The organism is Streptomyces thermodiastaticus (genome assembly GCF_014656135.1).
GTDB lineage: Bacteria > Actinomycetota > Actinomycetes > Streptomycetales > Streptomycetaceae > Streptomyces > Streptomyces thermodiastaticus.
This window is the reverse complement of sequence record NZ_BNBV01000015.1, coordinates 1-20,093: the sequence shown is the minus strand read 5'-3', so window position 1 is coordinate 20,093 and position 20,093 is coordinate 1. Positions and strand designations below refer to the sequence as shown.

The following is a 20,093-nucleotide window of genomic DNA, read 5'->3' as shown; positions in this document are numbered from 1 at the left end:
GTCCGCCGGTCCGCCCCGTCCCGCCCCGAACCGCCCGGTGCCCTACAGCCAGTCGCGGCGCCGGAACAGGCGGTACAGCAGCACCTCCAGCACCACCATCAGCACGATCACCGCCGGGTAGCCCCACAGCCAGTGCAGTTCGGGCATGTGCTGGAAGTTCATCCCGTAGACGCCGGCGATCAGCGTGGGCACGGCGGCCATGGCCGCCCACGCGGAGATCTTCCGCATGTCGTCGTTCTGCTGCACGCTGGTCTGCGCCAGATGCGCCGACAGCACGTCCGACACCAGCCGGTCCAGGCTCTCCACCGACTCGTTCACCCGGGTGAGGTGGTCGCTGACGTCCCGGAAGAAGGGCCGTGCCGTGTCGTCGACGAAGGGCACGGCCGTGGCGAAGGCGGACGGGCCCGTGCCGCCCAGGCGGGCCAACGGCGGCCCCAGCGGCACCGTGGCCCGCCGGAACTCGGTGATCTGCCGCTTGAACGCGTAGATGCGCGAGGCGATGTGCCGCGAGCCGGCCCGGGCGGGCGAGAAGACCTCCGCCTCCAGCTCTTCCAGGTCCGTCTGCAGCTCGGTGGCCACGTCCAGATAGTGGTCGACGACCGTGTCGGCGATCGCGTACAGCACCGCCGTCGGGCCCTTGCCGAGCAGCGCGGGCTCCCGCTCCAGCCGGCTGCGCACCGCGGCCAGCCCGGCGCCCTCGCCGTGGCGGACGGTGACCACGAACGCGTCACCCAGGAAGATCATGATCTCGCCGGTGGAGACGGCGTCGCGGCGCGGCTCGTACACCACGGATTTCAGCACCACGAACAGCGAGTCGTCGTAGACCTCCATCTTCGGCCGCTGGTGCGCCTTCAGCGCGTCCTCCACTGCCAGGGCGTGCAGCGCGAACTCCTGGCTGACCAGGTCGAACTCCCGTGCGCTCGGCTCGTGCAGGCCCACCCAGACGAAGCCGCCGGCCGCCCGCGCCCCGGCCAGGGCGGCTGAGAAGTCCTCCGGGCCCTCAAGGCGGCGCCCGTCGCGGTAGATGCCACAGTCGACGATCACGGAGCGTGTTCTCCCTTCGCCCGGCTGACGCACACTCCGCGTGTACGCCTACCCTGGCCGCATGCCCATGCTGCTCCTCGTCAGGCACGGACGGTCCACCGCCAACACCGCGGGCGTGCTCGCGGGCTGGTCCCCCGGCGTCGGTCTGGACGAACGCGGCGCCGCCCAGGCCGCCGCGCTGCCCGGCCGGCTCGACGGCCTGCCGGTCGCCGAGGTCGTCACCAGTCCGCTGCAACGCTGCCGGGAGACCGTACAGCCTCTCCTGGACGCCCGTCCCGGGCTGACCGTCCACACCGACGAGCGGATCGGCGAATGCCACTACGGCGACTGGACCGGCCGCAAGCTCGCCGAGCTGAAGGACGAGCCGCTGATGGAGGTGGTGCAGGCGCACCCCTCGGCCGCGGCGTTCCCCGGCGGCGAGTCCCTGCGCGCCATGCAGACCCGGGCCGCCGAGGCGGTGCGGGAATGGAACGCGCGCGTGGAGCGCGACCACGGCCCCGACGCCGTCTACCTGATGTGCTCCCACGGCGACGTCATCAAGTCCCTCGTCGCGGACGCCCTCGGCCTGCACCTGGACCTGTTCCAGCGCATCGCCGTGGAACCCTGCTCGGTGACCGCGATCCGCTACACCCGGACGCGGCCCTTCCTGGTCCGGCTGGGCGACACCGGCGACTTCGCCTCGCTCGTCCCGCGCGAGGAACCCGCGGACGAGGACGCACCCGTGGGGGGCGGAGCGGGAGCACCGTGATCGCGGGCGCAGTAGGGTGAAGCGTCGCCACCGGCCGCCGGCCCGCGGCGACGATCCAGCCCCAGCCCGCTCCCGAACCCTCCCGACTCTCTTCCGACCGACTTGCAGGAGACAGGAACGTGTCCCGTCAGGTGTTCTTCTACGACTCCCCGGACCGCTTCGTGGCCGGCACGGTCGGACTGCCCGGGCGCCGGACGTTCTTCCTCCAGGCCACCGCCGGCAACCGGGTGACCAGTGTGGCCCTGGAGAAGACCCAGGTGGCCGCGCTGGCCCAGCGCATGGACGAGCTGCTCGACGAGGTGCTGCGCCGCAGCGGCGGCAGCGCCGCCGTGCCCGCGGTGGCCCCCGCCGACATCGCCGACACCGCTCCGCTGAACACGCCCATCGAGGAGGAGTTCCGCGTCGGCACCATGGCGCTCGCCTGGGACGGCGAGAACGAGCGCATGATCGTCGAGGCGCAGGCCCTGGTGGAACTCGACGCCGACTCCGACGAGGACCTCGCCGAGGCCGAGGAGCGGCTGCTGCAGGACGAGGAGAACGGCCCCCCGATGCTGCGGGTCCGGCTCACCGGCGCCCAGGCCAGGGCCTTCGCCAAACGCGCTCTCGACGTCGTCAACGCCGGGCGGCCGCCGTGCCCGCTGTGCAGCCTCCCGCTCGACCCGGAAGGACACGTATGCCCGCGCCAGAACGGATACCGCCGCGGAGCGTGACGCCCGGTGCGTCCCGCGAGGCGGCGCTGCCCGCGACCGAGCTGCTCGCCCACGGCGAGCTGACCGTCCGCGGCCGTATCCGTGAGGCGTCCAACGCCGCCCTGCTGTGCACGGTGGCCCTGGACGGCCAGGAGGCGCTCTGCGTGTACAAGCCGGTCGCCGGGGAACGGCCGCTGTGGGACTTCCCCGACGGCACCCTGGCCGCCCGCGAGGTGGCGGCCTACGAGGTCTCCGAGGCCACCGGCTGGGGCCTGGTCCCGCCGACCGTGCTGCGCGACGGCCCCTACGGCGAGGGCATGGTCCAGCTGTGGATCGAGGCGTCGCCCGAGGCGGAGCTGCTCGCGCTCGTCGACGGCGAGGAGCCCGGCGAGGGCTGGAAGGCGATCGGGTTCGCGGAGGTCGGCGAGGGCCGCACCGCGCTGCTCGTGCACGCCGACGACGACCGGCTGCGCCGGCTGGCCGTCCTCGACGCGGTGATCAACAACGCCGACCGCAAGGGCGGCCACCTGCTGCCCACCCGCGACGGCCGCCTGTACGGCATCGACCACGGTGTGACCTTCCACACCGACGACAAGCTGCGCACCCTGCTGTGGGGCTGGGCGGGCGAACCCCTGCCGGCACAGGCGCTGGAGGTGCTCAAATCGCTCCAGGACGCCCTCGGCGACGACGGCCCCCTCGCCGGCCGGCTGGCGCGGCTGATCACCCCGGCCGAGCTGGACGCCACCCGCGCCCGGGTCGCCGCCCTGCTCACCGGCGGCGTCCACCCCGAGCCGTCGGGCACCTGGCCCGCGATCCCCTGGCCCCCGGTGTAGGGCCCGCCGGTTCCCCGGTACCGGTGCGGGGCCCGCGGGCGGAACCCGCCCGTTCCCCCCGCGACAGGTGCGAAACGCCCGAGACCGGCAGCGGCGGATCACATCCGCGGACGTTCGGCAAGAGTGCCTTCCCGGTCATTCGGACAGTCCGGTTCGTGGACGGAACCGACCCCCGGTTACGCTCATGACATGCATGCCTGGCCCGCTTCCGAAGTCCCCGCCCTGCCAGGTCAGGGCCGCGACCTGAGGATCCACGACACCGCGTCCGGGGGACGGGTCACTCTCCGCCCCGGACCCGTCGCCCGTCTCTACGTCTGCGGCATCACCCCGTACGACGCGACCCACATGGGTCACGCGGCGACCTACAACGCGTTCGACCTCGTGCAGCGCGTATGGCTCGACACCAAGCGGCAGGTGCACTACGTCCAGAACGTCACCGACGTCGACGACCCGCTGCTGGAGCGAGCGCAGCGCGACGGCGTGGACTGGGTGAAGCTCGCCGAGCAGGAGACGGCCCTGTTCCGCGAGGACATGACCGCCCTGCGCATGCTGCCCCCGAAGCACTACACAGGCGCCGTGGAGGCGATACCCGGCATCGTCCCGCTGGTGGAACGGCTGCGCGACCTCGGCGCGGCCTACGAGCTGGAGGGGGACATCTACTTCTCCGTCGAGTCCGACCCCCACTTCGGGCAGGTCTCCCGCCTCGACGCCACCGCGATGCGGCTGCTGTCCGCCGAGCGCGGCGGCGACCCCGACCGTCCCGGCAAGAAGAACCCGCTCGACCCGCTGCTGTGGCTGGCAGCCCGCGACGGCGAGCCCAGCTGGGACGGCGGCTCGCTGGGCCGTGGCCGGCCCGGCTGGCACATCGAGTGCGTGGCCATCGCCCTCGACCACCTCGGCATGGGCTTCGACGTCCAGGGCGGCGGGTCAGACCTGGCCTTCCCGCACCACGAGATGGGCGCCTCGCACGCCCAGGTGCTCACCGGCGAGTTCCCCATGGCCAAGGCGTACGTCCACGCCGGCATGGTCGCGCTGGACGGCGAGAAGATGTCCAAGTCCAAGGGCAACCTCGTGTTCGTCTCCCAGCTGCGGCGCGACGGCGTGGACCCCGCCGCCATCCGGCTCGCCCTGCACGCCCACCACTACCGTTCCGACTGGGAGTGGACCGACCAGGGCCTGCAGGAAGCCGTCGCCCGCCTGGGCCGCTGGCGTTCGGCCGTCTCCCGGCCCGACGGGCCCGCCGCGGACGCCCTGATCGAGGAGATCCGCGAGGCCCTCGCCGACGACCTCGACACCCCGGCGGCGCTCGCCGCGGTGGACCGCTGGGTCGCGCTCCAGCAGGAGCGGGGCGGCACGGACACCGGCGCCCCCGGCCTGGTCTCCCGTGCCGTGGACGCGCTGCTCGGCGTGGCCCTGTGACCGTCCGGGACGCATGACGAAGGGGCGGTGCGCTCGGCGCACCGCCCCTTCGGCGTCTCGCGGACCGGCTCAGTCCTCCGAGGGCGCGGAGGAGTCGTCCGGGGTGTCCGGGCCGTCCGAGGAGCCGGAGGACTCCCCGCCGCCCGTGTCGGCGGTGCGGCCGGTGTCCGTCTCGGGCTTCGGCGCCCGGGGCGGCCGGGTGCGCTCACTCGGGGTGTCCCGCAGGAACGAGCCGCTCTCGCCGCCGTCCGCCGTGGCGTGCCCGCCCGAGGCCGCCGGGCCGGCGCTGTCACGGCGCCGCAGATACCGTTCGAACTCCCGGGCGATCGCCTCGCCCGACGCCTCCGGCAGCTCCGCGGTGTCCCGCGCCTGCTCCAGGGTCTGCACGTACTCGGCGACCTCGCTGTCCTCCGCGGCCAGCTGGTCCACGCCCAGCTGCCAGGCGCGTGCGTCCTCCGGCAGCTCGCCGAGCGGGATGCGCAGGTCCAGCAGGTCCTCGAGACGGTTGAGCAGGGCCAGGGTGGCCTTCGGGTTGGGCGGCTGCGACACGTAGTGCGGGACGGCCGCCCACAGGGACACCGCCGGGACACCGGCGTGCGTGCAGGCCTCCTGCAGCACCCCGACGATGCCCGTCGGCCCCTCGTACTTGGTCTCCTCCAGGTCCATCCGCCGGGCCAGATCCGCGTCCGACGTGGTCCCGCTGATCGGCACGGGCCGGGTGTGCGGGGTGTCCCCGAGCAGCGCGCCCAGGATGACCACCAGCTCCACGCCCAGCTCGTGCGCGAAGCCCAGCAGCTCGTTGCAGAACGAGCGCCAGCGCATGGACGGTTCGATGCCGCGGACCAGCACCAGGTCCCGCGGGTTGTCGCCGCCGACCCGCACCACCGACAGCCGTGTCGTCGGCCACGTGATCTTGCGCACACCGCCGTCCATGAACACCGTGGGGCGGTTGACCTGGAAGTCGTAGTAGTCCTCGGCGTCCAGCGCCGCGAACACCTCGCCCTTCCATTCCCGCTCCAGGTGCGCGACCGCGGTGGAGGCGGCGTCGCCGGCATCGTTCCAGCCCTCGAACGCGGCCACCATGACCGGGTCGATCAGCTCGGGAACCCCCTCGAGCTCGATCACCCAGTGCCTCCTTCCGACGTGCCCTCGCCTGACCCACCAACCTTACGGCGTGCCGCGGGGGCGCCCGCACCCCCTTGCCCGGGGGAGTGAACGCATCACTGCCCCGTCCACGCCGCCCGGACACCCGCGGCCGCCGACGCGGAGCGGCGCGCACGCCGGGCGGGGCGGTCCCGGCCGACGACGGCGGGGCGGCCACCCGCGTATGGGGAGCCGCCCCACGCTCGTGCCGCCCGCCGCCGAGGACGGCGGGTGGCTCCTCACTTCCGGTCGAGCAGGTCCTGCACCTTGCCGCGGACCTCGTCGGTGTCCAGACCGCGGATCGTCAGCGTCGTGCGGCGGCGCAGCACGTCGTCCACCGACTCCGCCCACTCGTGGTCACGGGCCCACACGACCTGCGCCCAGATCTCCGGAGCCTCGGGGTGGATCCGCTCGCCCAGTTCCGGGTGCTCGTTGGCCAGGCGGACGATGTCGAAGGCCAGCGAGCCGTAGTGGGTGGCCAGGTGCCTGGCGGTGTCGGCGGCCATCCGCGGACCGGGGGCCGGGCGGTCCACCAGCAGCCGGTGGGCGACCGCGCGCGGGTTGGCGATGCCCGGCAGCGGCAGCTTCTTCGGCAGCGTGGAGACCGGCTCGAAGTCCTCGCCGAGCGGCCGGCCGGGCAGGGACTGCAGCTTCTTCATCACCGTCCTGCCGATGTGCCGGAAGGTGGTCCACTTGCCGCCGGCCACGGACAGCATGCCGCCCTTGCCCTCGGTGACCACCGTCTCGCGCTTGGCCTTGGCCGTGTCACCGGGGCCGCCCGGCAGCACCCGCAGCCCCGCGAAGGAGTAGGTGATCAGCTCGCGGCGCAGCTGCTGATCGCGGACGGAGAGAGACGCCTCGTCGAGTATCTGCGCGATGTCCTTGTCGGTGACGGCGACCTCGGCCGGGTCACCCTCGTACTCCTCGTCCGTGGTGCCGAGCAGCAGCATGTCCTCCCAGGGGAGGGCGAAGGTGATGCGGTACTTGTCGATCGGGGTGGCGAGCGCCGCCTTCCACGGCGAGGTCCGCTTGAGCACCAGGTGCGCGCCCTTGGACAGCCGGATGGACGGCGCCGCGTCCGGGTCCTCCATCTTCCGCAGGTGGTCCACCCACGGGCCGGTGGCGTTGAGCACCAGGCGGGCGTTCACCCCGAACTCCTCGCCGCCGATCCGGTCGCGCACCTCCGCACCGGTCACCCGGCCGCGGGTGAAGCGCAGCCCGGTGACCTCGGCGTGGTTGAGCACGACCGCGCCGGCCTCGACGGCCGCGCGGACCGTCATCAGCGCCATGCGGGCGTCGTTCATCTGGTCGTCGCCGTAGACGGCCACGGCCTTGAGGTTCTCGGTGCGCAGCTCGGGCACGTCCCGCTGCGCCCTGGCCGGCGAGAGCAGGTGACCCACGCCGTCCCCGAAGGCGGACAGCGCCGAGTAGGCGAACACGCCCGCCCCGAGCTTCGCCGCGCCGTGCGGTCCGCCCTTGTAGACCGGCAGGTAGAAGGTGAGCGGGTTGGCCAGGTGGGGGGCCACCTGGCGGGAGACCGCACGGCGCTCGAAGTGGTTCTCCGCCACCAGCTTCACCGCACCGGTCTGCAGGTAGCGCAGTCCGCCGTGGAGCAGCTTGGAGGAGGCGGAGGAGGTGGCGCCGGCGAAGTCGCCGGCGTCGACCAGGGCCACCCTGAGGCCGGACTGCGCGGCGTGCCAGGCGGTGGAGATGCCCAGGATGCCGCCGCCGATCACCAGGAGGTCGTACGTCGCCTTGGAGAGCTGCTCCCGGGTCTCGGCACGGCTCGGGTTCGAACCGGATGCCGGGTGCGTCCCGAGGGCAGGCACGGACTGCAGGGTGGACTGACTGGTCATTACGGTTTCTTACTCCTCGTCCTCGAGCCAGCCCATGGTCCGTTCGACGGCCTTGAGCCAGTTCTTGTACTCACGGTCGCGGGTTGCCGCGTCCATGCGGGGGGTCCACTCGGCGGCGCGGCGCCAGTTCTGGCGCAGCTCGTCGGTGCTGCTCCAGAAGCCGACGGCGAGACCGGCGGCGTAGGCGGCGCCGAGGCAGGTGGTCTCGGCGACCATCGGGCGCACCACCGGGGCGTCCAGGAAGTCCGCGAGCGTCTGCATCAGCAGGTTGTTGGAGGTCATGCCGCCGTCGACCTTCAGCGACTTCAGCTCCACGCCGGAGTCCTTGGTCATGGCGTCCGCGATCTCACGGGTCTGCCAGGCGGTGGCCTCCAGGACGGCGCGCGCGAGGTGCGCCTTGGTGACGTACCGGGTCAGGCCGGCGATCACACCACGGGCGTCGGCACGCCAGTACGGGGCGAACAGGCCGGAGAAGGCCGGTACGAAGTACGCGCCGCCGTTGTCCTCGACGGACAGCGCGAGCGTCTCGATCTCGGCGGCGGTGGAGATCAGGCCCATCTGGTCGCGCATCCACTGCACCAGCGAGCCGGTGACGGCGATCGAGCCCTCCAGGGCGTAGACCGGCTTGTTGTCGCCGATCTGGTAGCCGACGGTGGTCAGCAGGCCGCTGTAGGAGTTGATGATCTTGTCACCGGTGTTCATCACCATGAAGGTGCCGGTGCCGTACGTCGACTTGGTCTCGCCCTCGCTGAAGCAGGTCTGGCCGAACAGGGCCGCCTGCTGGTCGCCGAGCGCGGAGGCGACCGGGACGCCGCCGAGCAGCTCGCCGAGCCGGCCGCCCTTGATCTCGCCGTAGACCTCGGCGGAGGAGCGGATCTCCGGCAGCATCTGGCGCGGCACGCCGATCGACTGGCAGATCCGCTCGTCCCACTGCATGGTGTGCAGGTTCATCAGCAGGGTGCGGGAGGCGTTGGTGACGTCGGTGACGTGCCGGCCGCCGTTCGCCCCGCCGGTCAGGTTCCAGATGACCCAGGTGTCCATGGTGCCGAAGAGGATGTCGCCGCGCTCGGCGCGCTCGCGCAGGCCCTCGACGTTGTCGAGCAGCCAGCGGGCCTTGGGGCCGGCGAAGTAGGAGGCCAGGGGCAGGCCGGTCTCGCGGCGGAAGCGGTCCTGGCCGACGTTGCGGCCCAGCTCCTTGCACAGGGCGTCGGTGCGGGTGTCCTGCCAGACGATGGCGTTGTGGACGGGCTCACCGGTGTTCTTGTCCCACAGCACGGTGGTCTCGCGCTGGTTGGTGATGCCGATGGCCTTGATGTCGTCGCGGGTGATGCCGGCCTTGGCGATCGCTCCGGCGACCACCTCCTGGACGTTGGTCCAGATCTCGGCGGCGTCGTGCTCGACCCAGCCGGGCCGGGGGAAGATCTGCTCGTGCTCTTTCTGGTCGACGGAGACGATCCGGCCGTCCCGGTCGAAGACGATGCACCGCGAGGAGGTGGTGCCCTGGTCGATGGCGGCGATGAAGGGTCCGTGGCCGCGGGAGGCGATGGCGGTGGTGTGGGCGTCGGTCACTGTGTGCTCCTCGGTCCTGTGAAGTCCGTGGTCGGTGGGTTGCGGGTGCGGTGCGCGCCCGCCGCCCGGGGGCGCGGGCGCGCCGGTCGTCAGGCGAACGCGGCGTTGTAGACGCCGGCGGCGATCGCACTGCCGACCAGCGGGCCGACCACCGGGATCCAGGCGTAGCTCCAGTCGGAGCCGCCCTTGTTGGGCAACGGAAGCAGAGCGTGCACGATCCGCGGGCCGAGGTCACGGACCGGGTTGATCGCGTAACCCGTCGGGCCGCCGAGCGAGAGACCGATGGAGACGACCACGAACGCGGTGATCAGTGCGCCGACGACACCCAGACCGTTGCCCTTGTCGTTCAGACCCTGGGTGAGGATGGCGAGGATCAGCACGAAGGTGCCGATGATCTCCGTGACGAGGTTCTGCACCGTGTGGCGGATCTCCGGAGCGGTGGAGAAGACTCCGAGGACCGGGCCGGCGCCCTTGTCCCGGGCCTCGACCGCCTTGGCGGAGGTGGCCTGCGCCCCCGGACCGCCGACGATCTCCTTGTCGGTCAGGTGAGCCTGGAACTGCCCGTAGTAGGCGGCCCACACGAGCACCGCACCGATCATCGCGCCGAGGAGCTGACCGGCGAGGTAGGTCGGGACGTCGGTCCAGTCGCCGTCCTTGATGGCGAACGCGAGCGTCACAGCCGGGTTGAGGTGTGCTCCGGAGAGCGGCCCGGAGATGTACGCGGCCGTCATCACGGCGAAACCCCACCCGAAGGCGATGGTGAGCCAGCCGGCGTTGCGGGCCTTCGAGGCCTTGAGGGTGACGGCGGCGCAGACGCCTCCGCCGAGCAGGATGAGTATGGCGGTCCCTACGGTCTCGCCGATGAAGATGTCGGAGCTGGACACCCGCGACTCCTTTGTCCTTCGTCCAGGGGTAGCCGAACCCCGGGTCGTCCCGGGGGTTGGCGCCCTCGGTGTGAGAGCGTTGCCGGTCCCTTGGCCTTGTCACACTCTAGCGCCTATTGCCGCAAGGCGTTCGACAATGCCGACCGATGGACGGGAGTCTCACGTGGCCGTCACGTGGCCGTCAAGAGTTCTGTTGCCCAATGCACGATCGTTACTGATCGTCCTGGTGGGGCGCGTGGGACGCGGTGGGCGAGGGGGCGGGGAGGGGATGCGCAAGGGGGTGGGGGAGGCGTGCCCGGACCGGGCCGGGGACGCGGTGCCGGAGGGGGTCGGGCGTACGGCGCGCGGAACATCCGGGCGTACGGCGCAACGCGAAGCGCCCGGGCGTACGGCGGGCGGACCGGCCGGGGGCGCGGCGCGACCAGGGGCCGGCACGTCGGTGACGTACCGGCCCCTCGGTGAGACGCACGCTCGCCTGGATGCGGCCCGGCTCAGAACCGCCCGGCGCCCAGGTCCCGGGAGACCGCGCGGGCGCAGTCCCGCACCGCCGCGATCAGCTCCGGGCGCAGCTCGCCCTCCCGGCACACCCGCTCCACGGCGCCGGTGATGCCGACCGCGCCGACCGGCATCCGCCGCCGGTCGTGGATGGGTGCGGCAATGGACGCCACCCCCTCCCAGGTCTCCTCCACGTCGGCCGCATAGCCGCGGGCCCGGGTCAGGTCCAGGATCTGCTCGAAGTCCTCCAGGGCGCACACCGTGCGGTCGGTGAACGCCTTGCGCTCGCTGTCCACGGCCTCGCTGTGCGCGACCGGGTCGTACGCCGACAGCACCTTGCCCAGCGCCGTGGAGTGCAGCGGCTGCATGGCGCCGATCTCCAGCACCTGCCGGCTGTCGTCCGGCCGGAAGACGTGGTGCACGATCAGCACCCCCTGCTGGTGCAGCACCCCCACGTAGACGCTCTCCCCGCTGGAGCGGGCCAGGTCGTCCGTCCACACCAGGGCGCGCGCCCGAAGCTCGTGCACGTCGAGATAGGTGGTGCCCAGCCGCAGCAGCTCCGCGCCCAGCTGGTAGCGGCCGGAGGCGTCGTCCTGCTCGACGAAGCCCTCCTGCTGCAGGGTGCGGAGTATGCCGTGGGCGGTGCCCTTGGCCAGGCCCAGCGACGAGGCGATGTCCGACAGACCGAGCCGCCGCTCGCCACCCGCGAGCAGGCGCAGCATCGCGGCCGCTCTCTCGAGCGACTGGATGTTCCGTGCCATCGCCGTCCTGCCTCCGTCCCCTTCGACCGTCACCGAGCGGCGGGTGGGGCCGTCCTCCGTCGAGCCTCCACCGCCGTTCGGCAATGCCGAACACTACCGGTCCATGCCGACTCATCGCCAATGGCTGGACCGAGTTCCGTCGCGTCACCCGATTTCTCGCGGGCGTCCGCGCAGGTGACGTGGTTGTCATCATCGTCCGGGTGATGGACGCCCTGACCATCGGGTGCCGGTCCCGGCTACTCTGGCCGCGTGCGCCCTCCCCCGGGAAGCCGGCGGGCGGCTCGGAACGGGCTGTCCGCGCTCGGGCGGAAGGCGCAAAGCCGACAGCCGTCGCACCTCCAGGGAGCCCTTCATGGCCGCGTTGCCGTCCATCCCCGTCCCCGACGCCCGCACCCGCGTGTCCGCCCTGCGCGAGGCACTGGCCACCCGCGTGGTGGTCGCCGACGGAGCGATGGGCACCATGCTCCAGGCCCAGGAGCCCACCCTGGAGGACTTCCAGCAGCTGGAGGGCTGCAACGAGGTCCTCAACATCACCCGTCCGGACATCGTCCGTTCGGTGCACGAGGCGTACTTCGCGGCGGGCGTGGACTGCGTCGAGACCAACACCTTCGGCGCCAACCACACCGCCACCGCCGAGTACGAGATCTCGCACCGGGTGCACGAGCTGTCCCTGGCCGGCGCCCGCATAGCGCGCGAGGTGGCCGACGAGTACACCGCCCGCGACGGCCGCGTCCGCTGGGTGCTCGGCTCCATGGGCCCCGGCACCAAGCTGCCCACCCTCGGCCACGTCGGCTACACCACGATCCGCGACGGCTACCAGGCCAACGCCGAGGGCCTGCTCGCCGGCGGCGTGGACGCGCTGATCGTGGAGACCACGCAGGACCTGCTGCAGACCAAGGCCTCGGTGCTCGGCGCCCGGCGTGCCATGGAGGCAACCGGCGTCGAGGTGCCCCTGCTGTGCTCGATGGCGTTCGAGACCACCGGCACCATGCTGCTCGGCTCGGAGATCGGTGCGGCCCTGACCGCGCTGGAGCCGCTGGGCATCGACCTCATAGGCCTGAACTGCTCCACCGGCCCCGCGGAGATGAGCGAGCACCTGCGCTACCTCGCCCGCCACTCCCGCATCCCGCTGCTGTGCATGCCGAACGCCGGCTTGCCGGTGCTCACCAAGGACGGCGCCCACTTCCCGCTCGGCCCCGAAGGCCTTGCGGACGCCCAGGAGACCTTCGTCCGCGAGTACGGCCTGTCGCTGGTCGGCGGCTGCTGCGGCACCACCCCCGAACACCTGCGGCAGGTCGTGGAGCGGGTGCGGGGCGTCACCCCGCCGGAGCGCGACCCGCGTCCCGAGCCGGGCGCGGCCTCGCTCTACCAGACGGTGCCGTTCCGCCAGGACACCTCCTACCTGGCCATCGGCGAGCGCACCAACGCCAACGGCTCGAAGAAGTTCCGCGAGGCCATGCTCGAGGGCCGCTGGGACGACTGCGTGGAGATGGCCCGGGAGCAGATCCGCGAGGGCGCGCACATGCTGGACCTGTGCGTGGACTACGTCGGCCGGGACGGCGTCGCCGACATGACGGAGCTGGCCGGCCGGTTCGCCACCGCCTCCACGCTGCCGATCGTCCTGGACTCCACCGAGGTGGACGTGATCCGGGCCGGCCTGGAGAAGCTGGGCGGCCGCGCGGTGATCAACTCGGTGAACTACGAGGACGGCGACGGCCCCGAGTCGCGCTTCGCCAAGGTGACGGCCCTGGCCAAGGAGCACGGTGCCGCGCTGATCGCGCTGACCATCGACGAGGAGGGGCAGGCCCGCACCGCCGAACGGAAGGTCGAGGTCGCCGAGCGGCTCATCGCCGACCTGACCGGAACCTGGGGCATCCGCAAGGAGGACATCCTCGTCGACTGCCTCACCTTCACCATCTGCACCGGCCAGGAGGAGTCCCGCAAGGACGGCATGGCCACCATCGAGGCCATCCGCGAGCTGAAGCGGCGGCACCCCGACGTGCAGACCACCCTCGGTCTGTCCAACATCTCCTTCGGCCTCAACCCGGCCGCCCGGATCCTGCTGAACTCCGTCTTCCTCGACGAGTGCGTCAAGGCCGGGCTGGACTCCGCGATCGTCCACGCCAGCAAGATCCTGCCGATCGCCCGCTTCGACGAGGAGCAGGTGGCCACCGCCCTGGACCTGATCTACGACCGCCGGCGCCCCGGCTACGACCCGCTGCAGAAGCTCATGGAGCTGTTCGAGGGCGCCACCGCCACGTCGCTGAAGGCGTCCAAGGCCGAGGAGCTGGCCGCGCTGCCGCTGGAGGAACGCCTCAAGCGGCGCATCATCGACGGCGAGCGCAACGGCCTGGAGGCCGACCTCGACGAGGCGCTGCGCGACCGCCCCGCCCTGGACATCGTCAACGACACCCTGCTGGACGGCATGAAGGTCGTCGGCGACCTGTTCGGCTCCGGGCAGATGCAGCTGCCGTTCGTGCTGCAGTCCGCCGAGGTGATGAAGGCCGCCGTGGCCCACCTCGAACCGCACATGGAGAAGACCGACGAGGCCGGCAAGGGCACCATCGTGCTGGCCACGGTCCGCGGCGACGTGCACGACATCGGCAAGAACCTCGTGGACATCATCCTGTCCAACAACGGCTACACCGTGGTCAACCTCGGCATCAAGCAGCCGGTCTCGGCGATCCTGGAGGCCGCCGAGGAGCACAACGCCGACGTGATCGGCATGTCCGGGCTGCTGGTGAAGTCCACCGTGGTCATGAAGGAGAACCTCGAGGAGCTCAACGCCCGCGGTCTGGCCGCCCGCTATCCGGTCATCCTCGGCGGCGCCGCCCTGACCCGGGCCTACGTCGAGCAGGACCTGCACGAGCTGTACGAGGGCGAGGTCCGCTACGCCCGCGACGCCTTCGAAGGGCTGCGCCTGATGGACGCCCTGATCGGCGTCAAGCGGGGCGTGCCCGGGGCGAAGCTGCCCGAGCTGCGCCCGCGCCGGGTGCGCGCCTCCGCGTCCGTGGTGGAGGACACCCGGCCGGAGGAGGGGCACGTCCGCTCCGATGTGGCCACCGACAACCCGGTGCCCACCCCGCCGTTCTGGGGCACCCGCGTGATCAAGGGCATCCCGCTGAAGGACTACGCGTCCTGGCTCGACGAGGGCGCCCTGTTCAAGGGCCAGTGGGGGCTGAAGCAGGCCCGCACGGGCGAGGGGCCGAGCTACGAGGAACTGGTCGAGACCGAGGGCCGGCCCCGGCTGCGCGGCCTGCTCGACCGGCTGCAGACCGACAACCTGCTGCAGGCGGCCGTGGTCTACGGCTACTTCCCGTGCGTGTCCAAGGACGACGACCTGATCGTCCTGGACGAGCAGGGCAACGAACGCACCCGGTTCACCTTCCCGCGCCAGCGCCGCGGCCGCCGGCTGTGCCTGGCCGACTTCTTCCGCCCGGAGGAGTCCGGGGAGACCGACGTGGTCGGCTTCCAGGTGGTCACCGTCGGCTCGCGCATCGGCGAGGAGACGGCCCGGCTGTTCGCCTCCGACTCCTACCGCGAGTATCTGGAGCTGCACGGTCTGTCGGTGCAGCTGGCGGAGGCCCTGGCCGAGTACTGGCACGCACGGGTCCGCGCCGAGCTGGGCTTCGCCGGGGAGGACCCCGACGAGATCCAGGGCATGTTCGAGCTGAAGTACCGCGGTGCCCGCTTCTCGCTCGGCTACGGGGCCTGCCCCGACCTGGAGGACCGCGCCAAGATCGCCGCCCTGCTGGAGCCCGAGCGCATCGGCGTCCACCTCTCCGAGGAGTTCCAGCTGCACCCCGAGCAGTCCACCGACGCCATCGTCGTCCACCACCCGGAGGCGAAGTACTTCAACGCCCGGTGACCCGGTGCCCCGGCCGCCCGGGGCCCTGCGGGGACGCGGGCGCCGGGCGCTCGGCCGGGGTGCCGCGCGGCCGTGATGAGGCGTTCGCGGCGCCGGCGTCGTAAACTGGTCGGTCCCCCTCAGGCCGGTTCCCCCGTGGGAACCGGCCTGGTCGTCCCTGGAGGAGGTACGCCCGGATGACCAGCACGGTCCCTGCGCTCGGCACCCAGTCCCAGTCCGCCGGCTCCACGCGTGCGACGACGCGGGCCACGACCCCATCGGCCGACGGATCCGGTCTGCAGGCCGTGCTCCTCGACATGGACGGCACCCTGGTGGACACCGAAGGGTTCTGGTGGGACGTGGAGGTCGAGGTGTTCGCCGCGCTCGGCCACACCCTCGACGAGTCCTGGAGACACGTGGTCGTCGGCGGCCCGATGAGCCGCAGCGCCGGCTTCCTGCTGGAGGCCACCGGGGCCTCCGTCAGCCTCGCCGAGCTGACGGACCTGCTCAACCAGGGCTTCGAGGACCGCATCGACCACGCCGTGCCGCTCATGCCCGGTGCCGCGCGCCTGCTGGCGGAGCTGTCCGCGCACCGCGTCCCCACCGCGCTGGTCTCCGCCTCCCACCGGCGCATCATCGACCGGGTGCTCGCCGCGATCGGCCCGCAGCACTTCGCCCTGTCGGTCGCGGGCGACGAGGTGGCCCGCACCAAGCCGCACCCCGACCCCTATCTGCTGGCCGCCTCCCGGCTGGGTGTGGACCCCGCCCGGTGCGCGGTCGTCGAGGACACCGCCACCGGAGTCGCCGCCGCCGAGGCCGCGGGCTGCCGGGTTGTCGCCGTGCCCTCCGTCGCCCCGATCCCGCCGGCCCCGCGGCGCACCGTCGTCACCTCCCTCGAAGAGGTCGACCTGCCGTTCCTGCACCGCCTGATGGCCTGCCCCAACTGAGCCCCGGCCCCCTCAGCCAGCGCATGCCCGGCCGGCCACGGGGCCTCACGGGCGGCCACGGTGCGCCTCAGCCGCCTCGGGCCGCCGGTCCCCACCGGTTCGCACCCGTACGCCCCGGTCGCGCACGGCTGCGCAATTCCTGTACGCACCACCCTCGTTGATGATGTGACGTTCGACACTCCTCCGGTCGGCCGGGCACCTACCGGAGCGTACGAACGTCCCGTCGGCCTAAGTCGCCGGCCCGCCCTTGTGTCCCGGTTGGTGAGATGCTGCACGAATATATTCCAGTGGCACATTTTCCGTGCGTCCACGCCTGATTCCGCTGTGTGATGGCGCACAACTCCGGTGCCTGTCAGGGGCGCGACGGGCGCGGACTAATCTCGTCGGGAGAACAACGCCCCCCACCCGTGCCCGGCCCGCACCACCCCAGCGCGCCGGGCTCACGGACACGACAGCCTTGGAGACAATCGCGCATGAACCGCAAGACTTTGGTGCTGCCGGCTGTGGTCGGCCTGCTCGCGCCGGTGCTCGCCGCATGCGGCGGTTCCGGGAGCGGAGACGACGGGGCCGACCCGATCGTCGTCGGCACCACGGACCGGTTCACCGCCTCCAAGGCGGCCCCCGCACCCCTCGACCCCGCCTACGCCTATGACGTCGGCCTCTGGAACATCCTGCGCCAGACCGTGCAGACCCTGATGATCATGCCGAAGGGCGACGGCGACCCCATACCGGAGGCGGCCGAGCAGTGCCGCTTCACCGACAGCGGCAACGAGCGCTACGCCTGCACCCTGCGCAAGGGGCTGACCTTCGCCAACGGCGACCCCGTCACCGCGGCCGACGTGAAGTACTCCATCGACCGCGCCCGCAGCATCAAGGCCGACAGCGGCGTGGCCGGACTGCTCTCCACCATCGACACCGTGGAGACCCAGGGCGACCGCGAGGTCGTTTTCCACCTCAACACCGCCGACGCCACCTTCCCGTACAAGCTGTCGACACCGGTCGCGGGCATCGTCAACCCGAAGATCTACCCCAAGGACAAGCTGCGCACCGGCTTCCAGGTGGACGGCTCCGGCCCCTACACCATGAAGCCGGAGGTCGAGAACAACGAGCTGGTCCGGGCCGTGTTCACCAAGAACCCCCACTACAAGGGCTCGTTGAAGGTGAACAACGACAAGGTGGAGATCCGCTCCTTCGCCGACGCCGACGCCATGGGGGCCGCCCTGGACAAGGGCGACATCGACCTGATGACCCGGACCATGACGCCGGAACAGATCCAGAAGCTGTCCAACGCCGACGACGGCCCCGTCGACCTCGTCGAGAGCCCCGGCCTGGAGATCCGCTACCTGGCCTTCAACACCGACGCCCCGACGGTGAAGAACAAGGCCGTCCGCCAGGCCATGGCCCAGCTCGTCAACCGCAACGAACTGGTCTCCAAGGTCTACGGCACCCAGGCCGAACCGCTCTACTCGCTCGTGCCGGCGACCATCACCGGTCACTCCAACTCCTTCTTCAACAGGTACGGCGACCCGAGCGTCTCCAAGGCCAAGGCGCTGCTGGAGAGCGCCGGCATCACCACCCCGGTGAAGCTGACCCTGCACTACACCACCGACCACTACGGCACCGCCATGCAGCGGGAGTTCGAGGTCCTGAAGCAGCAGCTGACCTCCAGTGGGCTGTTCGACGTCAGCATCCAGGGCACGCCCTGGACGGAGTTCCGCCCCGCCCAGCAGAAGGGCGAGTACGACGTCTACGGCATGGGCTGGTTCCCGGACTTCTCCGACGCCGACAACTTCCTGGCGCCGTTCCTCGACAAGGACAACTTCCTCAGCACGCCGTACAGCAACGACGAGATCCGCGACCAGCTGATCCCGCAGTCCCGCCGCGAGGCCAACCGGCTGTCCGCGTCTCCCAGCCTGACCAAGATCCAGGACATCGTCGCCGACGACGTTCCGGTGCTGCCGCTGTGGCAGGGCAAGCAGTACGTCGCCGCCCGCGACGACATCACCGGTACCGCCTACACCCTCAACTCCACCTCCGCGCTGCAACTGTGGGAGCTGGGCCGGGGCGTGAGCGGCTGACGGTCCGCCGGCCACGCACGGACCGCACACGGGGGCGCCCCTCCCGGTGGACCCGGGAGGGGCGCCCCCGTCGATCACACGGCGTCCGGCCGGCGCGGTCTACTGTGCGCCGGGCCGCACCAGACCGCTCTCGTAGGCGTACACCGCCGCCTGCACGCGGTCGCGCAGCCCCAGCTTGGTCAGCACATGCCCGACATGGGTCTTCACCGTTGTCTCGCTGACGAACAGATCCGCGGCGATCTCCGCGTTCGACAGCCCGCGCGCCACCAGCTTCAGCACCTCCACCTCGCGCTCGGTGAGCGTGCTGAGCGTGTCCGGCACCGGCTCCTCGTTCAGCGGCAGATGGACGGCGTACTTGTCCAGCAGCCGCCGTGTGACGCTGGGCGCCAGCATCGCCTCGCCGGCCGCCACCACGCGGATCGCCTGCACCAGCTCGGCCGCCGGAGCGTCCTTGAGCAGGAAACCGCTCGCGCCCGCCCGCAGCGCCTCCACCACGTACTCGTCGAGGTCGAACGTCGTCAGCACCAGCACCTTCGCCGGACCGTCCCGTCCGGGCCCGGTGATCTGCCGGGTCGCCTCCACGCCGTCCATCCGCGGCATGCGGATGTCCATCAGCACCACATCGGGCTGCAGGGCACGCACCTGGTCGAGAGCCTGCAGGCCGTCTCCGGCCTCGCCCACGACCGCGATGTCCCCTTCCGCCTCCAGAATCATCCGGAACCCGGTGCGCAGCAGCGGCTGGTCGTCGACCAGCAGGACGCGGATGGCCACGTGAGTCTCCTTCGGTGGGGCCTTGAGAACCGGTCCGGCCCCATTCTGCCCTGGGCCGCCCGGCCGCTACGGGCCGGTCCGGGTCACCGGCAGCGGGTAGGGCGGGGGAGTGCCGCCGAACTCCGGGCAGTGCGCCTGGTGATCGCACCAGCCGCACAGCCGGGTCGGCCGCGGCCGCCAGTCACCGGTCTCGGTCGCCTGCCGGATCGCGTCCCACAGCGCCAGCAGCTTGCGCTCCACCCGCCGCAGATCGGCCGGCACCGGGTCGTAGGTGAGCACATCACCGCTGCCCAGGTACACCAGTTGCAGACGGCGCGGGACGATCCCCTTCAGCCGCCACACCACCAGGGCGTAGAACGTCATCTGGAACAGCGCCTCGTCGGCGTACTCGGGCCGGGGCGCCCTGCCCGTCTTGTAGTCGACGATCCGCACCTCGCCGGTGGGCGCGACGTCCACCCGGTCGATGATGCCGCGCAGCCGGAGCCCCGACTCCAGCTCCGCCTCGACGAACAGCTCCCGCTCGGCGGGTTCCAGCCGGGTGGGATCCTCCAGCGCGAACCAGCGTTCCACGAGCTGCTCCGCCTGGGCCAGCCATCGGGCCATCCGCTCGCCGCCCGGATCGTCGGCGAACAGCTCCGTCAGTTCCGGGCGCTCGCGGCGCAGCCGGTCCCACTGGTCCGGGAGCAGCGCCTTGGCCCGGGACACGGTGCGCTCCGCGGCCGGCGCGTCAAACAGGCGTTCGAGGGTGGCGTGCACCAGGGTGCCGCGGGTCGCCGCCTCGCTCGGCTTCTCCGGCAGCCGGTCGATCACCCGGAACCGGTACAGCAACGGGCAGCGCATGAAGTCCGAGGCCCGGGACGGGGAGAGCGAGCCGGGCGGCGCCGGCGACCGTGTGGCCGCGCCCCCGGCCGCCCCGGCCCCGGGAACACCGGTCTCCCGCGGCACCGCACCGCCCGCCCCGGCGACCGGTGGCTCGGCCGCCACCGTCTGCGCGGGCACCACGGCCGCC

General features: G+C 71.9%; 14 protein-coding genes and 1 pseudogene. 7 read left to right on the top strand and 8 right to left on the bottom strand.

Going from position 1 to position 20,093, the window contains the following annotated elements:
* Positions 1–42 precede the first annotated feature (42 nt).
* A complete protein-coding gene (corA, locus tag IE286_RS15230) occupies positions 43–1,044 on the bottom strand; it encodes a magnesium/cobalt transporter CorA (RefSeq protein WP_189797263.1) in 1,002 nt (333 codons plus the stop codon).
* A 61-nt stretch (positions 1,045–1,105) separates the two neighbouring features.
* Here corA and IE286_RS15225 point away from each other — a divergent pair, with 61 nt between their 5' ends.
* The 4 genes from IE286_RS15225 (at position 1,106) to mshC (ending at position 4,733) form a co-directional block, all read left to right on the top strand.
* On the top strand, positions 1,106–1,792 hold the full coding sequence (locus IE286_RS15225) for a histidine phosphatase family protein (protein ID WP_189797262.1): 687 nt from the start codon (positions 1,106–1,108) through the stop codon (positions 1,790–1,792).
* A 119-nt stretch (positions 1,793–1,911) separates the two neighbouring features.
* Positions 1,912–2,502 carry a DUF3090 domain-containing protein gene (locus IE286_RS15220; protein WP_189797261.1) on the top strand — a complete coding sequence of 197 codons (591 nt, stop codon included), beginning with the start codon at positions 1,912–1,914 and terminating at the stop codon, positions 2,500–2,502.
* Positions 2,466–3,314, top strand: a complete 849-nt coding sequence (locus IE286_RS15215) for an SCO1664 family protein (RefSeq protein ID WP_189797260.1) — start codon at positions 2,466–2,468, stop codon at positions 3,312–3,314. Before IE286_RS15220 ends, IE286_RS15215 begins: the two co-directional genes overlap by 37 nt.
* A gap of 189 nt (positions 3,315–3,503) precedes the next feature.
* Positions 3,504–4,733 (top strand): cysteine--1-D-myo-inosityl 2-amino-2-deoxy-alpha-D-glucopyranoside ligase, encoded by a 1,230-nt coding sequence (gene mshC, locus IE286_RS15210; protein WP_189797259.1) that lies wholly within the window; start codon positions 3,504–3,506, stop codon positions 4,731–4,733.
* 69 nt (positions 4,734–4,802) lie between these two features.
* On the opposite strand, the gene IE286_RS15205 is transcribed toward mshC, so the two are convergent.
* The 5 genes from IE286_RS15205 to IE286_RS15185 form a co-directional block, all read right to left on the bottom strand.
* Positions 4,803–5,858, bottom strand: coding sequence for a PAC2 family protein (locus tag IE286_RS15205; RefSeq protein WP_229862822.1), 1,056 nt, complete (start codon positions 5,856–5,858; stop codon positions 4,803–4,805).
* A 257-nt stretch (positions 5,859–6,115) separates the two neighbouring features.
* On the bottom strand, positions 6,116–7,732 hold the full coding sequence (locus tag IE286_RS15200; RefSeq protein ID WP_189797258.1) for a glycerol-3-phosphate dehydrogenase/oxidase: 1,617 nt from the start codon (positions 7,730–7,732) through the stop codon (positions 6,116–6,118).
* Between the two features lie 9 nt (positions 7,733–7,741).
* On the bottom strand, positions 7,742–9,301 hold the full coding sequence (gene glpK, locus IE286_RS15195) for a glycerol kinase GlpK (protein WP_372462512.1): 1,560 nt from the start codon (positions 9,299–9,301) through the stop codon (positions 7,742–7,744).
* Between the two features lie 89 nt (positions 9,302–9,390).
* Positions 9,391–10,185 (bottom strand): MIP/aquaporin family protein, encoded by a 795-nt coding sequence (locus IE286_RS15190; protein ID WP_189797257.1) that lies wholly within the window; start codon positions 10,183–10,185, stop codon positions 9,391–9,393.
* Positions 10,186–10,676: 491 nt separating this feature from the next.
* Complete coding sequence (locus IE286_RS15185) at positions 10,677–11,441, bottom strand: IclR family transcriptional regulator (RefSeq protein ID WP_189797256.1); 765 nt, start codon at positions 11,439–11,441, stop codon at positions 10,677–10,679.
* A gap of 352 nt (positions 11,442–11,793) precedes the next feature.
* On the opposite strand from IE286_RS15185, the gene metH reads away from it, so the two are divergent.
* The 3 genes from metH to IE286_RS15170 all read left to right on the top strand — a co-directional run bounded on the left by metH (position 11,794) and on the right by IE286_RS15170 (position 18,313).
* A complete protein-coding gene (metH, locus tag IE286_RS15180) occupies positions 11,794–15,309 on the top strand; it encodes a methionine synthase (RefSeq protein WP_189797255.1) in 3,516 nt (1,171 codons plus the stop codon).
* A 176-nt stretch (positions 15,310–15,485) separates the two neighbouring features.
* Positions 15,486–16,235: an HAD family hydrolase gene (locus IE286_RS15175; RefSeq protein WP_189797254.1), complete on the top strand. Its 750-nt coding sequence runs from the start codon at positions 15,486–15,488 to the stop codon at positions 16,233–16,235.
* Between the two features lie 473 nt (positions 16,236–16,708).
* Positions 16,709–18,313 (top strand): ABC transporter substrate-binding protein, encoded by a 1,605-nt coding sequence (locus IE286_RS15170; protein ID WP_189797253.1) that lies wholly within the window; start codon positions 16,709–16,711, stop codon positions 18,311–18,313.
* A gap of 99 nt (positions 18,314–18,412) precedes the next feature.
* On the opposite strand, the gene IE286_RS15165 is transcribed toward IE286_RS15170, so the two are convergent.
* Together IE286_RS15165 and IE286_RS15160 are read right to left on the bottom strand one after the other, a co-directional pair.
* Positions 18,413–19,084 (bottom strand): response regulator, encoded by a 672-nt coding sequence (locus tag IE286_RS15165; RefSeq protein WP_189797252.1) that lies wholly within the window; start codon positions 19,082–19,084, stop codon positions 18,413–18,415.
* Between the two features lie 32 nt (positions 19,085–19,116).
* Positions 19,117–20,029: pseudogene (locus IE286_RS15160) on the bottom strand (RecB family exonuclease); the annotation flags it as partial.
* Positions 20,030–20,093 lie beyond the last annotated feature (64 nt).